This is a genomic window from Pirellulales bacterium, assembly GCA_035939775.1.
Classification (GTDB): Bacteria; Planctomycetota; Planctomycetia; order Pirellulales; family DATAWG01; genus DASZFO01.
On record DASZFO010000228.1, the window covers coordinates 1 to 13,162 of the forward strand.

13 protein-coding genes are annotated in these 13,162 nt (G+C 62.7%); 5 read left to right on the plus strand and 8 right to left on the minus strand.

Annotation, left to right across the window (positions count from 1 at the left end):
• The first annotated feature begins 115 nt into the window (after positions 1-115).
• The gene (gene ruvB, locus VGY55_14195) at positions 116-1,147 is read left to right on the plus strand and encodes a Holliday junction branch migration DNA helicase RuvB (GenBank protein HEV2971120.1); all 1,032 of its coding nucleotides are present in this window, start codon (positions 116-118) and stop codon (positions 1,145-1,147) included.
• A gap of 8 nt (positions 1,148-1,155) precedes the next feature.
• Here the strand turns inward: ruvB and VGY55_14200 are convergent, their stop codons facing one another.
• Positions 1,156-2,472 carry a PQQ-binding-like beta-propeller repeat protein gene (locus VGY55_14200; protein ID HEV2971121.1) on the minus strand — a complete coding sequence of 439 codons (1,317 nt, stop codon included), beginning with the start codon at positions 2,470-2,472 and terminating at the stop codon, positions 1,156-1,158.
• 146 nt (positions 2,473-2,618) lie between these two features.
• Positions 2,619-3,206, minus strand: coding sequence for a hypothetical protein (locus VGY55_14205; GenBank protein ID HEV2971122.1), 588 nt, complete (start codon positions 3,204-3,206; stop codon positions 2,619-2,621).
• Positions 3,207-3,324: 118 nt separating this feature from the next.
• Here VGY55_14205 and VGY55_14210 point away from each other — a divergent pair, with 118 nt between their 5' ends.
• Entirely contained in the window at positions 3,325-3,828 is a 504-nt protein-coding gene (locus VGY55_14210; protein HEV2971123.1) for an SHD1 domain-containing protein, read from the plus strand.
• 17 nt (positions 3,829-3,845) lie between these two features.
• On the opposite strand, the gene VGY55_14215 is transcribed toward VGY55_14210, so the two are convergent.
• The 4 genes from VGY55_14215 to VGY55_14230 form a co-directional block, all read right to left on the minus strand.
• A complete protein-coding gene (locus VGY55_14215; GenBank protein HEV2971124.1) occupies positions 3,846-4,136 on the minus strand; it encodes a hypothetical protein in 291 nt (96 codons plus the stop codon).
• Positions 4,133-4,576 (minus strand): hypothetical protein, encoded by a 444-nt coding sequence (locus tag VGY55_14220; protein ID HEV2971125.1) that lies wholly within the window; start codon positions 4,574-4,576, stop codon positions 4,133-4,135. Before VGY55_14220 ends, VGY55_14215 begins: the two co-directional genes overlap by 4 nt.
• Positions 4,577-4,784: 208 nt before the next feature.
• A complete protein-coding gene (locus tag VGY55_14225) occupies positions 4,785-5,447 on the minus strand; it encodes a hypothetical protein (GenBank protein HEV2971126.1) in 663 nt (220 codons plus the stop codon).
• Complete coding sequence (locus VGY55_14230; protein HEV2971127.1) at positions 5,444-5,977, minus strand: RNA polymerase sigma factor; 534 nt, start codon at positions 5,975-5,977, stop codon at positions 5,444-5,446. The genes VGY55_14225 and VGY55_14230 overlap by 4 nt, the downstream gene beginning before the upstream one ends.
• Before the next feature lie 290 nt (positions 5,978-6,267).
• Between VGY55_14230 and VGY55_14235 the strand changes: the two genes are divergently transcribed.
• Positions 6,268-7,782, plus strand: coding sequence for a tetratricopeptide repeat protein (locus tag VGY55_14235; protein HEV2971128.1), 1,515 nt, complete (start codon positions 6,268-6,270; stop codon positions 7,780-7,782).
• A gap of 53 nt (positions 7,783-7,835) precedes the next feature.
• On the opposite strand, the gene VGY55_14240 is transcribed toward VGY55_14235, so the two are convergent.
• Positions 7,836-9,557 carry a CRTAC1 family protein gene (locus tag VGY55_14240; GenBank protein HEV2971129.1) on the minus strand — a complete coding sequence of 574 codons (1,722 nt, stop codon included), beginning with the start codon at positions 9,555-9,557 and terminating at the stop codon, positions 7,836-7,838.
• A 53-nt stretch (positions 9,558-9,610) separates the two neighbouring features.
• Positions 9,611-10,924 (minus strand): tetratricopeptide repeat protein, encoded by a 1,314-nt coding sequence (locus VGY55_14245; protein ID HEV2971130.1) that lies wholly within the window; start codon positions 10,922-10,924, stop codon positions 9,611-9,613.
• Positions 10,925-11,268: 344 nt separating this feature from the next.
• Between VGY55_14245 and VGY55_14250 the strand changes: the two genes are divergently transcribed.
• Both VGY55_14250 and VGY55_14255 read left to right on the plus strand, forming a co-directional pair.
• On the plus strand, positions 11,269-11,460 hold the full coding sequence (locus VGY55_14250) for a hypothetical protein (GenBank protein ID HEV2971131.1): 192 nt from the start codon (positions 11,269-11,271) through the stop codon (positions 11,458-11,460).
• Between the two features lie 70 nt (positions 11,461-11,530).
• On the plus strand, positions 11,531-13,162 hold a 1,632-nt coding region (locus tag VGY55_14255), incomplete at its 3' end, for a VCBS repeat-containing protein (GenBank protein HEV2971132.1).

The following is a 13,162-nucleotide window of genomic DNA, read 5'->3' on the forward strand; positions in this document are numbered from 1 at the left end:
CCCTAATCGGCGCTGGCGCGGATCGAGTGGCATTTCCGCAGTGGTTCGGCGAATGGTATACTTCGGCGGGTCAACAGACGTTCAGTGCGGGCGCTAGCCAAGTGAGAAGTGGACTTTGCGCGAACCGATTCTGCAATCCACTGTTGAAGAGAAGGATGACGATCGCGATCTGCGCCCACAGCGGATGCGCGACATGGTCGGCCAGCGCGAGGTCTATGCCCGCCTCGAGATTGCCGTGGATGCCGCTCAAAAACGGGGCGAGCCGCTGGGGCATATCCTGTTCGACGGACCCCCTGGCCTCGGCAAGACCACCTTTGGTACCTGCATCCCGCGCGATTTAGGCGTGAGCTTTCAGATCGCCAGCGGCGCGGCGCTTGCCGCTCCGAAGGATTTGATCCCCTATCTCACGAATGCCGAGGAGGGCTCGGTCCTGTTCATCGACGAAATCCATCGGCTGCCTAAGCCGGTCGAGGAATTTCTCTATCCGGCGATGGAGGATTTTCGGATCGACATTTTGCTGGGCGAAGGGGTCAACGCCCGCACGATCAACATGCCTCTCCGGCCGTTCACGTTGATCGGGGCGACCACCCGGGCCGGGCTGATTTCGGCCCCGCTCCGCGATCGGTTCCATTTGCGCGAGCACTTGGATTTCTACACGGTCGCCGAATTGGCCGAGATCATCCGCCGCAGCGCATTGAAGCTCAAGGTCGAGATCGACTCGGCCAGCACCGAGGAAATCGCCGGCCGCAGCCGTGGCACTCCGCGCCTGGCGAACAACCGCCTCCGCTGGGTCCGCGATTTCGTCACCAGCAAGGCCGACGGTCGAATCACGCTCAAGCTCTCACGAGCCGCGCTGGATATGCAGGAGATCGACGAAATGGGATTGGACGGCCAAGACCGCAAATACCTCCAAACCATCGCCCGCGTGTTCCACGGCGGCCCGGCCGGCGTCGAAGCAATCGCCCACACGATGAACACCTCGACCGACACGCTTTCCGACGAGGTCGAGCCGTTTCTTCTCCGCTCGGAACTCGTGATCCGCACGCCCCGCGGCCGCAAGCTCACTCCCAAAGGCTACGCACATCTTGGACTGTCCGTCCCCGACGAGTCCTCGCCGGACAGCGGCCAAGGGCGGCTGTTCGGGTAGATTCAACCTCATTTCTTACCGATGCCAAAGAGATATTTCGACCCCTTGAGGATCAGCATTCCGTGCGCTGCCGCGGGGGAGGCGGGACCGGGATCGTCGAGATCATTGACCGAGAGGATATCGAGGTTCGGCCCCGCCTTGATAACGTAGCTGCGACCTGCCGAGGCGAGATAAATCACTCCCTCAGCCGTGACGATCGGGCTGGCCTGTGTCGCCACGCCATCCAGTCGAGCGGTGAATCGCTGCCGCCCGTCGGCCATGTCGAATGATCGCAGCACCGCCGGTGTGTGCAAACGATATAACGCGTTGCCAAACGCCGCCGGCGACGAGAGCCCCTCGGGAATCTGAGCGATCTTCCATTTGACATTCGTCTTTGTGAGGTCTCCCGATCCGTCGGGATCGACGGCGATGCCCGGCCCGCCGCGACCGCTGTCAGAATAGACCAGCCCGCGGTGATAAATAGGCGAGGGCACGTCGCCTGGCGTGTTGGCCTGCCAGAGCAGGTCGCCGTTTTCCGGATCGACGCCTTCGAGCGAGTTCGACGCGGCGATGAGCAACTGAGGCTTGCCGTGGATCTCGACTTGCACCGGGGTCGTGTGATCGAAGGCGACGTTGGGGCGCTTCTTTTCCCAACGAACTTCGCCCGAGGCCGCGTCGTATGCCGTCAGCGTCGAGGCGTGATCGTTCTTGTCGCAGAGCAAGAGCACCGTGTCGCGGTAGAGGATTGGGCTGGAGGCGAACGAGACGTCGATCGATTTGTAATCCGCGATTTCCTTCTGCCAGAGAAGTTTCCCCTGCATGTCGAGGGCGGCGATGGTGGCGGAGCCGAAAGCCACATAGAGCCGCTGGCCATCCGTCGCCGGCGTCGGAGCGCCGTAACCTCCGCGCAGATCGGCGAGCAGCCAAGGCCCGTGCGGCACGACAGTGTCCCACTGGCGCGCGCCGTCGGAAAGATTGAAGCAAGTGACGTGCTGCTCTGGAAACTCGCTTTGCGGTTTTCCGGTGGGCCAGAAAACCGTGGTGGCAAAGACACGATCGCCCCATACGATCGGACTGGACTGATTGTTGTCGGCACGGCCGGCCGCAATCGCTGGCGGCAGTTCGGCCTTCCAAACGACGTTCTTGTTCTCTTTTGCACCCCAAACTGTCGGCAGGCCGGTTTCCGAGGTCATTCCCTGCCCGGTCGGGCCGCGAAATCGGGGCCATTCGTCGCCGCGTGCGGCAGCCGTGATGAGAGGAGTTGCAGCAATGACTAGCAGTCTGGTCAAGGTGAGCCGGAAACTGCGAATCGAGCGCTGAGACTGCGAACGGCTCACCAGGCTCATGGTTCGGCCCGATACGGCGTGTTGGTTGTTGACTTCGGCACCGTCCGTAGGTGGCCGGCGACTAAGACAAGGAATAAGGCGATCTCTCGCGAATGTCAAGAAAAATCAGCAGTAGCGCCGAGGCCGGCGCGGTGATTCTCGCCCGCTCATATTTGGTTGCAAGCGCCGATTCGTGACGTTAGCATGGGCTCATCAAAGATGATCGCCTGCCGCCTGGCCGGGTTGAGAATCCGGCTGTCGGTTCGATTGCGGTTTGGCGGCGTGACTAACTGGAGGAGACCTGCCATGCGACGCCTGCGACAGATCGTGTTGGTTTGGACGTTGATCGTGTCAATGCCATTCGACACCGCTTCAGCATGCTGGAGATCGCGGCGCTGCTGTTGCCAGAGCGTAACTTGCTGCCAGATGTGCAGCCCGGCCGATTGCTCCGCTCCGGCTGCCGCGCCCTCGGCTCCCGCTCCACCGGCAACCGCCGAGTCGCCAGCCCCACCGGCGCCCCCATCCCCGCCGGATTCGTCGGTCTCGCCTTCGACGGAGAAGCCGGCCGTCGCACCCGCGGCCCCAATGCCCACGGCTCCTCCGGGTGTCGCGCCGCCAGCCACGGAACCCCGGCCCGCGACAGTAACGCCGCCGGCAGCGATCGCTCCCCAGCCGCCCGCGACGGAACCCGCGCCGCCCAAGGAAACCGCGGTGCCGAAAGAGCCGGCGCCCGAGCCTGCGAAGGAGCCAGGCAAACCCGCTCCAAAGCCAACTCCCGCAGTAGAGGATCCGTTCGCGGAACCGGGCAAGTCCGCTCCGAAGGCGCCGCCGAAAGAGAGCTCTCCGCCAAAGGAGTCCGCGCCGCCGGCAGATATGCCGAAGCCCGAGTCTGCTCCCAAGGAAGCCGACCCGTTCGCGCCGCCGCCAAAGGCTGCGGCCGGCGATGCGTCGAAGGCAGCTCCGCCCGCGGTGGACCCGGCGGTAGCACCCAAGGAGACCACGCCGCCCACCGCCGGCGATGACGCCAAGAACGCTCCGGAGAAGCCCGCCGATAAGCCCGAACCAAAGCCGGCCGCTGACAACGCCGATCCGTTTGCCGAGCCACCTTCGAAGAAGGCTGGTACGGCTCCGCCCGCCGCGGGCAAGCAGGCGGTCGACGAACCGCCGATGATGCGCGACTGGCAGGACGACACAGGCGAGTTTCACGTCCGTGGAAAGCTCGTCCGGGTTTCAGCCAGCACGGTTCGGCTGCTCAAGGAGACCGGCAAATACACCACCGTGCCGATGGATCGGCTGAGCGAATCCGATCTGCAATACGTCGCGGCCCAGAACGCCGCGAATCGGGCAGGTCTCGTCAGCCAGACATCGGAAAAGTAAGCTAAACCGCTCGTCGCTCAAAACCCAGGTCCATTATCGCCGAGCAATTCTTGGACACGCGACTTGACCAGCGTCTCGCGCTGTTCGGTGCGGTGGTCGATCTCGGTTCGGAGCCGCTCGAGTTCTTTTTGCATCCGATCAAGCTGTAGCTTCCGTCGCTGCTGACGAACGTCAAAATGCTTGTTGACCGTTTCCTCGATCTCCTTCTTGATCTGTAACTGATCGGCTTGTGACGCTCGGCGGTATTTGTCGGCAAGTTCATCAGAGCGATTGCCGAGTTCCCGATCCTGTTTCATCAACGTGTTCATTTCGGGATCGCGCCGACCATCGTCGAAGCCAAAACCATCGGGACCGGGACGAACTCCATCTGGCTTTCGGGGTCCCGATTGACCAGGGCCAGGACCGCCTCGATCACCGGGTGGCGGCGGACCTTTGCCCCCATCCGGTCCGCCCGGCCCGCGACCTCCGGGACCGCGTCCCGGCCCCCCCGGGCCACGGCCAGGTCCGCCGGAACCGCCGTCGCCGTCGTCACCAGGGCCGCCCTGACCGGCGCCCGGCTGGCCGCGACCATCGTAATCGCCACCCAGCCCACCGCGACCGTCGGGATCGCGCGGACGGCCAGGCCCACCGCTTGCCGATCCATCCCCGGACTTCGCATCGCCCGGCCCGTCGAAGGCGAGGTCCGCGATTCGCAACCTCGGCAGCAAGCCTTGATCGGCGTTACCCGCCGCGGGCGGTGCCGGAGCATCCGCCGGTCGCTCCTCGTCCGCGGACAAACGAGACCAACCCAGCAATGCCAATCCGACGGCCAAGGTGCCGCTGACAATAAGTCGACGAAAGTGCATGGTGACCCCCTCGATCGAAAATGAATCCGAGCCGAAACATTACACTAGCCCGACGCGCGAGCGACGCGAACGACGAATTCCCTCGCTGGCGCGTCGGGCTAGCGTTGACCCCTATAACGAATCCTTCTCGACCTCTTGGCGGAAGGAAGTTAGCTGTTGACCGAGCCGATCGATCGAATCATCACCGCGATTCGCGAGCGTCCCGGCATTTAAAACGCCCTCATCAACCTGAGCGATTTGCTGATCGAGGGCTTGGTCCCAGCCGGAGTTGCCAGCCGAATTCTCGACGACCACGGATGGTTCGACCGCCGCGTCGTTGGCTTTCGCGTTGGGATTCGCAGCCGGATGTTCGGCCGCCACGTCGGAACCATTCCGCGGCGTATTGATCGAATCACTTAACTGGTTTCGATCGACGAACCAGGCGACACTCACTCCGATCAATAGCGTCGCGGCCAAAAGCGCCCCGCCCCGCCACAATCGCCGGCGCAGCAATCGCCTGCGCAATTGCTTCACAACCAATTCGGGCCGGAAATCGGCATTGGCCGCGTCGAGCAGTTGCCCGAGCGCCAGCCACCCTTCGGCAAGAGCCGCCGTTTCCGCGTCGCGACCGGCGGTCGAGGAAGCGCAGCCCGCTGTCAGGGGATCAGCGCAGCCCGCTGTCAGGGGCTCAGCGCAGCCCGCCGGTAGGGACTCAGCGCAGCCCGCGCTCGTGGAACCGGGGGCGCCGGTCGCTTCGCGAAGTTGGCGTTCGAGTTTTGTTTCGTCGTCGTTCATGAGGTTTTTCCGCAGAGCAATTTCCGCAGAGCTTGTAAACCACGATGACAATGGCTCAGGACAGTCCCCAGCGGCGAATCGCATTGCCGCGCGATTTCAGCAAACTCCAGGCCGCCGAAATACCGCAGCAGCACCACCCGGCGCTGTAATGGCGACAGTCCGGCGAGCGCTTCGGCCAATTCGCGCTGCGATTCAATCCACATCACCTCATCAGCCGGACCGGCCAAATCGCTTGCCGGCTCGATCTGGTTCCAGGTTTCTTCGTCGAGATGCACCTCGCGCCGCGCGATCCGGCAATGATCCCAGGCCAGCCGGTCGGCGATCTTGAGGAGATACGCCCGCGGCGTGCCGCTCTCGCGATACCGCTCGCGCGAACGCCACGCCCGCCAAAACACCTCTTGGGTCAGATCATCGGCGACATCGGGATGCCGAACGATCCCCAATAGATACCCCCGGACGGCCCGCCCATGCTCGCGCACCCATTGCGCCAGTCGCTCTCCGTCGCCGGAAGTCGGGCTACCGTCGCTCATGCCTATTAAGTGTAACGAGGAAACCGACCGGATATTGCAGGAAAAGGGGGCAGTTGCCTGGGCCGCCGGGCCGGAAGGACCGGCAACGGTTAGCCGCTGAAAAGGCTGCAAATCCTGCCATCCTATGGGTCCGTGAACGACGTACTCATCGCCCAACCACGACGCGAGAACACCAATCAACCGACTGGTGGCTCGTCGGGCTGCCAGGGTAAGATGGAGTCGAGTTCGGCGGAGCGTATCACGCGGTCAACCGTTGCTCGATTTTCAATCCTTTTCGGACTTGCAGGCTGATGAATCTGAGATTTGCCCCCAACTTCTGCGCGATCGTCTTCCTCGTGTCCGCGATCTTGTTGCTCGACGGGTGCGATAGGCCACCGCCGAGCGATTCGCCGAATGATCAGCCGCCGTCGCCGAAAACCGAGGCCTCGTCCGGATCATCGGCGAAGAAGGCGGGCGACGCCGGCGCGGTGACGCGCCCGGAGACAAAAAACGCCGACGCGTCTGCGGCAAAGGCATCGGGCGGCGAGGCAGGCCCCTCGCCGGCGGCGAAGGCGCCCAACGACGCGGTCGACAGCGGGGCCAAAACGGCTCAGCACGATGCCGGTTCGCCGGCTCCAATGGCCGATTCAACCAAGCCCAAGCAATTCATTCTTCCCGAGGCGTTCGAGCATTACAAGAAGGCAATGGAACTCGCCGAAAAAGGCAAGACGGCCGATGCCAAGGACGAGTTCACCGAGGCCTTGCGAATTCAGCCCGATTTCACGGCCGCGCGAAACAGCTTCGGCACCTTTCTCTTGAGTCAGAACGACTTGATCACTGCTTCAATCGTTTACAAAGAGGGAGCGAAGCTCCATCCCGACGATCCAGATGCCCACAACGATTTAGGCGTCGTGCTGATTCGCACCGGCGACGTGCCGGGGGCGCGGAAGGAATTCCAGCGGGCGATCGAGTTGAATGACGACGATCCCGAGCCGCATCATAATTTAGGGCTGCTGCTGGCCACGCTCGGCGAACTCGACGCGGCGATTGAGCAATATAACCAGGCGATCCGGCTGCGCCCCGGCTATCTCGACGCGCATTTCGATCTCGGCCGCGCCCTGCTCCGTAAGGAGCGGCTAGACGCGGCAATTGCCCAGTTCCGCGAAGTGTTGCGACTGTCGCGAGGGCATTTCGGAGCGCTTTACAACCTGGGCCTCGCGCTCACCAAGCAGGGCAAGGCGGGAGAGGCCATCAAGGAGTACGCCCAGGCGCTGCGCGCCAATCCGAACGACTCCGAGCTGCGCGTCGCGCTCGGGACGGCGCTAGCGCAGCTCGGCAACGACAAAGAAGCTATTCCGAATTTCATCGAAGCGGTCCGGCTTCGCCCCGAGAACGCCGATGCGCATTACGAGCTGGCGCTGTCGCTCAGTCGGCTGGGGCGAATCGACGAAGCGATCGCGCACAACGAGGAGGCGCTCGGTCTTCGTCCCGATTGGCCCGAGGCGCTCAACAACCTGGCCTGGATTCTGGCCACGAGCCACGACGAGCGGCACCGCAATCCGAAGCGGGCCGTCGAGCTGGCCAATCGGGCCCGTGAGCTGGCCGATTACAAGATGCCGTTGGTGCTCGATACGCAAGCCGCGGCGCTGGCCGAGGCGGGAGAATTTCCCGCGGCGGTCAAAACTGCCGAGAAAGCGGTCGCGCTGGCCCGCGAAACCGGGCAGGAAAAAACCGCCACGGAAATCGAAACGCGGCTCAATCTCTACCGCGCGAAAAAGGCTTATCGCGAGCCGGCGTCTGCGAAAGACGTGACGAATGGCGAGTGACGGGAAACGAAAATGCTTGATCTCAAATCTGAGATTTGAGATTCCGTCCGCTCCTATTCCGCCTTCCCTTCGCGTTCATGGATCGTCAGCACGCGATCGACGGCCGGCACGTCGAAACGTTCTTTTTTGCCGCTGGGCCAGAGGACGTGCAGGTTGTCAACGCGATCGCTCTTGCCCAAGCCGAAATGGGCCCGCGGATCGCTGCTCGATAAGTAGCTGTAGGTTGGATTTGCCAAACGGACCAGCTTCTTGCCGCCGACTTCGGCCGTCAGTATTGCGCCATAGGCATCGCGTTTGCCGGTCATCGCCCGCACGATCAGCCAGTGATTTCCCTGCTTGGGGGCCGTGTTGCGGTAGACCTGCAGCGAGTTGTCGAGGTTCTCGACGGCGATGTCGATCGCCCCGTCGCCAAACAGATCGCCGAATGCCATCCCGCGGCTGACCTGCGGCACTTTTCCAAATGCCCCAGCGCGTGCGCTCGCATCTTCGAAATGACCCTTGCCATCGTTCAAGAAGAGCAGCTTCGGTTCGGCGAAACGGTTCCAGAATTTGCCGAGCGCCGCACCGGTGTAAACTGGGCCTTTGGTCACGCGACCGTTGGCCACCGCGATGTCCAAGATTCCCCGGTTGAAAATATCGACGAACCCGCAGCCCCAGCCCGTGTAGGGCCGGTCGATCGGGCCCATGCCGGCCGCGGCCGTCTTGTCGTCGAATTGCCCCGGCTTCGACAGAGACATGTACAAAGTATTGGTTTCGCTGGAGATGTGGGTGACGAACAGATCGAGATTTCCGTCGCCGTTGATATCGCCCACGCCGACTCCCATCCCCGCCTCGACTCGCCCCGCGGCATTCAGCGCACAACCGCGTTGGATGGCCTCTTCCTTGAACTTGCCGTCGTGTTGGTTTACCCATAGTTGGGCCGGCTCCTCATCGTTGGCGATGAAGATGTCGGGCCAACCGTCTCCGGTGAAATCCGCACAAACGACACCCCAGCCGCGCGACGGCGCGTCGATGCCCGCCTTCGCCGTCACGTCGGTGAACGTGCCGTCGCCGTTGTTGTGGTAAAGCGTGCTGAGCACTCCCTCGAACGTGTGCGGCCCGCAATAGTCGCGGTCGTTGGGATCAGACGACGCGAGGCACTGTCTCTTGGGATCGAAAATCGCGAACCGCACGACGAGCAGATCGAGATAGCCGTCGCGATCGTAATCGAAAAATGCGCAGGACGAACTCCAATGATGCGTCTTCGGATCGAAACCGGCGGCCGCGGTCCGATCGGTGAAAGTGCCGTCGCCGTTGTTGTGATAGAACCGGTCGGCGCCGAAGCTCGAGATGAAGACATCGGGTAAGCCCCTGTTTTCCACGTCCCCCACCGCGACCCCGTGCGCATAGCCGCCGCTCACCAGCCCTCCGGCATGCGGCACCTCCTTGAATGTGCCGTCCGGCTGCTGATGGAAGAGCCGATTTGGGACCGGAGTGTCGAATTTTCCCGGCGGTCCGTGGCAGATTTGTAGAATGTCGAGCCGGCCGTCGTTGTCGTAATCGAACAACGCGATCCCGCCGGGAGTGATCTCGGGCGTCATGTAGGTGCCGTCCGGCCAGGGTTCGCTGGGACGCTTGAAACCGAGTTGCTCGGTGACTTCGGTCAGCAGCGGCGGGTCGTCGGTCGCCGTCGAGCGATTTGAGGCGGCGGGATCAGCGGGCCGAGTCGTTGCCGTGGATACGCTATTTGACCCATTCAATGCGGGCGTCTCGCCGCAGCCCACAAGCATCGGCATGAGCCCGCATAGCAGAACGAGCGGCCGGCAAAAACGTCGACAGACTAAGCGGATCATTTTTGCGGCGCCTCGCTCGGCTTCGTCAATTTGGCAAGCCAACGTTTGGACTCCTCGGCGTATGCGAATGGACCTCGGCCACCGACGGCTTGGCGCAGCATACGGAGCGATTCGTCGCGTTGGCCGCGGTCGAACTCAACCTTGGCGATGAAATAAGCCGTGTCGCGGCTGATCGATCCCCGAGCGGCCGCGGCTCGGAGATGGCGCTCCGCCTCGTCGGTCTTGCCGAGCTTGAATTCGATCCAGCCGAGGGTCGATTCGGCCTCGCCGCTCTGCGGCGCGGCGCGGAGATTGCCCTCCGCCATTTCCAATGCTCGTCGCAGCTTGCTCGAGTCGGTCTGCTCCGCCAGAAGCAAGGCCAACTGATTGCTGGCGGAAAAACTGCCGGGCGCCTGCTCGAGAACGCTTTCGAATTGATGCTGCGCTCGCGTGTCGTCGTGCTGAAGTCGGGCGACGGTGCCGACCGCGAGCTTGACTTCGAGCGAACTCGGATCAATCTTCTCGGCGGCGGCAAATTCGGCGGCGGCCTCATCCAGCTCCCCTTGATCCAACCACCACTTGCCCATGGCCAGGCGAGCGCGAACGTCGTGCGGCGATTCCTCCACGGCGCGCGTCAACCATTTCTCGACCTCCTTTGAGTTGCCGATTTGGCGATAGATCTCGGCCATCAGGCTGGCCGCGGGCGGCAAGGAGGGATCGGCCTTCACAGCCGCTTGCAATTCCTTTAGGGCCTCGTCGGTCTTCCCAGCGCCGATGAGCGCCTCCGCCATTCGCCGGTGCGCCGTGGAATTCTTTGGCTGGGCATCGAGCAAGATCGCCAACTGCTTTTGAGCCGCGCCCCATTGGCCGCGCATCTTCGCGACCATCGCCAATCCCAGATAATACTGCGAGGTCAACGATGCCTTTCGGCCGGCATCCGCGGAGTATTTGGCCAGCAGCGGGCCGCTCGCCGCGAATTGGGCCTCGGCATCGCTCAGCCGTCGCTCAAAGACGGCGATGTCGCCAAAGATCAGATGCGGCTCGGGGTCGTCCGGCGATTCGAGCACGGCGAGTTCGAGTTGTTCGAGACCGGCGGCCTTTTGACGATCGGAGAAAAACAGATTAGCCAGCATCACCCGCGGCGGCGCTAAGCTAGCATTCTTCGCGCTGGCGGCTTTCAGCAATTCAAACGCTCCCTCCGGATTCCCGCCCTCGAAACGCTTGATGGCGTCGAGCACCTCCTGGGGCCGCTTCGCAGCAGGAGCTTGTTCCGGCGTGGTCGGATTTCGCTCAATCGGCGCGGCGGCAAGTGTGCCGGCGACAAACGACATCGCGATCGCGGGCAAAGCCAGCCAGAGTCGACCGACGATTCGCCTCGAACTGTACAGGCGAAGCGAGCGAATGGATTGAACTCGGAACAATGGTTCTAACGACCTTGCGGTGCGATTCATCATTTTCATACCTCACTTTAAACAGGCACTCCGAAGCTGGCAAGCATACCATCAATCCGCGGAACATCCGATGGTTGCAATCCTCGCGATTCCAAGTTCTAATTGGAAAGTAGCTCGCGCGGCTGGCTTGGTCGCCGCGGCTCTCATCGACGCTTTTGGTTCGCCAGCCGCGATCATTTCCTCCGGTCCCCCAGACCGCACGCACGTCAACGACGACCAATCCCTTGCTTATCGCCGCCGAGCATCAGAAGCTGCACGCCATCTACAAGCCGGACGACAACGCCCGCAACCGCGCCATCGCCCTGGCCCGTCAAGGATACCCCGCCGCCAACGCCGCCGCGGAGATGATCGTGATTTATCCGCTGAATCGATCCAAGGAAGCGAAGCCGGAAATGAACGCGAATGAACGCGAATAGAAGCCTCGCCGTGTTTCCGTGAATTTCCGTTCATTTCCGGCTATTTCAACTCCTGTTCCCTTCAAAACCGATGACTGAACCGAACAAAAACGAAAAGCTCGCACAGGCAGTCCCCGTTGCGGCGCCAGTTGAAGCTGAAGAGCAGAACGATCACGAGATCGGCCGGTCGCTGCGCAATTCGCTCATCGTCCTGGCTGTGCTGGGAGTGGCGACCGGCGGCACCGTCTGGTGGTTGAATCGCGTTCCGACTCAGCACATCAGCGATCCTGCTCCGCTAGCCACGGTGGCAACGCGCGAGCGGCCCAAGCTGGCGCCACCGCAGGTCACCTTCACCGACATTACCAAGCAGGCCGGCATTCACTTCGTCCACACCAACGGCGCCGAAGGACAGAAGCTGCTCCCCGAGACGATGGGCGCCGGCTGCGCGTTTATCGACTACGACAACAGCGGGCGACAGAGCCTGCTTTTGATCAACGGCACGCAATGGCCCAGTTCGCGCACCGCCAACGCGCCGCCGGCCACGATGGCCCTCTACCGCAACAATGGCGACGGCACCTTCACCGACGTGACCAAAGCGGTCGGCCTCGATCTGCCGTTCTACGGCATGGGGGTCGCCTGCGGGGACTATGACAACGACGGCTGGGTCGATATCTTCGTCACCGCCGTCGGAAAGAACCATCTCTTCCACAACGACCACGGCAAGTTCAAGGAGGTGACCGACGAGGCCGGCGTCGGCGGCAGTCCGAACCAATGGAGCACGAGCGCTGCTTTCGTCGATTACGACAACGACGGTCGGCTCGATCTATTCGTCTGCAACTACGTGAAATGGTCGAAGGAGATCGATCTGGCGCAGGATTTCAAGCTCGTCGGAGTCGGCCGCGCTTATGGCCCGCCGCTCAGCTTCGAGGGGGCGCATTGCTACCTCTACCACAACAATGGCGACGGCACCTTCACCGACGTTTCCGCCCAGGCCGGCATCCAGGTAAAAAACCCAGCCACCGGCGTGCCGGTCGGCAAATCGCTCGGCGTCATTCCGATCGATCTCGATGGCGACGGGCTGATCGACTTAGTCGTGGCCAATGATACGGTGCAGAATTTCGTGTTCCACAACCTGGGCGGCGGCAAGTTCGAGGAGATCGGAGCGACCACCGGCATCGCATTCGACCCCTCCGGCAACGCTCGCGGCGCAATGGGGATCGACGCGGCCTGGTTCCGCAACGACCGGACGCTCGGGATCGCGATCGGCAATTTCGCCAACGAGATGTCGTCGCTCTACGTCTCGCAGCGTTCTCCGCTGCAATTCGCCGACGAGGCAATTGCGACGGGGCTCGGCCCGCCGTCGCGGCAATGGCTCAAATTCGGAACGGTGTTCTTCGACTACGACCTCGACGGCCGGCTCGACCTGCTCACCGCCAACGGCCATCTCGAAGAGGAAATCTCGAAGGTCCAGGCCAGCCAGCAATATCGCCAGCCGCCGCAACTCTTCTGGAACTGCGGCCGCGATAGCAGGACCGAGTTTCTCGCCGTTCCGCCCGAGAAATGCGGCACCGATTTCGCCCGGCCGCTCGTCGGCCGCGGCTGCGCCGTCGCCGATATCGATGGCGACGGCGATCTCGACGTGGTGCTCACCTCGGTCGCCGGCCCACCGCGCCTCTTGCGCAACGATCAGCGCACCGGCCACCACTGGCTGCGCCTCAAGCTC

Excerpts from the sequence above, each read along its gene's own strand:
- VGY55_14200 (HEV2971121.1), bottom strand. The coding sequence starts at position 2,472 with ATGAGCCTGGTGAGCCGTTCGCAGTCTCAGCGCTCGATTCGCAGTTTC.
- VGY55_14210 (HEV2971123.1), top strand. The coding sequence starts at position 3,325 with ATGCCGAAGCCCGAGTCTGCTCCCAAGGAAGCCGACCCGTTCGCGCCG.
- VGY55_14215 (HEV2971124.1), bottom strand. The coding sequence starts at position 4,136 with ATGAACACGTTGATGAAACAGGATCGGGAACTCGGCAATCGCTCTGAT.
- VGY55_14220 (HEV2971125.1), bottom strand. The coding sequence starts at position 4,576 with ATGCTCCGGCACCGCCCGCGGCGGGTAACGCCGATCAAGGCTTGCTGC.
- VGY55_14225 (HEV2971126.1), bottom strand. The coding sequence starts at position 5,447 with ATGAACGACGACGAAACAAAACTCGAACGCCAACTTCGCGAAGCGACC.
- VGY55_14230 (HEV2971127.1), bottom strand. The coding sequence starts at position 5,977 with ATGAGCGACGGTAGCCCGACTTCCGGCGACGGAGAGCGACTGGCGCAA.
- VGY55_14235 (HEV2971128.1), top strand. The coding sequence starts at position 6,268 with ATGAATCTGAGATTTGCCCCCAACTTCTGCGCGATCGTCTTCCTCGTG.
- VGY55_14240 (HEV2971129.1), bottom strand. The coding sequence starts at position 9,557 with ATGCCGATGCTTGTGGGCTGCGGCGAGACGCCCGCATTGAATGGGTCA.
- VGY55_14245 (HEV2971130.1), bottom strand. The coding sequence starts at position 10,924 with ATGTCGTTTGTCGCCGGCACACTTGCCGCCGCGCCGATTGAGCGAAAT.